Annotated in this window: 1 pseudogene; it reads right to left on the reverse strand. The window is 50.1% G+C overall.

The window, feature by feature from the left end:
• Nucleotides 1-686, reverse strand: a pseudogene (locus A3750_RS25715) (excinuclease ABC subunit UvrA); the annotation flags it as partial.

A 686-nucleotide genomic window follows, 5' to 3' on the forward strand; every position in this document is an offset into this window, starting at 1 on the left:
AATATTAAGACCCTTGTACTTGATGTCTAATGTTTCCCGGTTGTAACGCTTACCCTTGCAGACATCGCAGGGAACATAAATATCGGGCAAAAAATGCATTTCCACCTTAATCACACCGTCCCCTTGGCAGGCTTCACATCGACCGCCCTTGACGTTGAAGCTGAATCGACCAGGCTTGTACCCTCGTGCGCGCGCCTCCTGAGTGCCTGAGAACAACTCTCTTATCGGTGTAAATAGCCCTGTGTATGTAGCTGGATTTGAGCGTGGCGTTCGGCCAATAGGGCTTTGATCAATATCTATTACCTTGTCGAACAGGTCGAGTCCCTGAACCTCGCTATAATTGCATGCTTCTAGTGTCGTAGCTTTGTTGAGTTCAGTCGCGGCGAGTGGATAAAGGGTAGAATTGATTAATGTGGATTTTCCTGAGCCGGATACTCCGGTAATGCATGTGAACAAGCCACTAGGTATGCTCAGGTTTACATCGTTGAGGTTATTGCCGTTCGCGCCAAGTAGCTTTAACTGTTTTTCAGGCTGGGGGATGATTCGCTTGCTCGGTACTTCAATCTTTTTGCGGCCCGATAGGTAGGCGCCGGTAAGAGAGGCCTCATCGGCCATAACGTGTTCTGGTGTCCCCTCAGATACCACTTCGCCACCGTGAACACCGGCGCCTGGGCCGATGTCGATCA

The organism is Oleiphilus sp. HI0079, assembly GCF_001635105.1.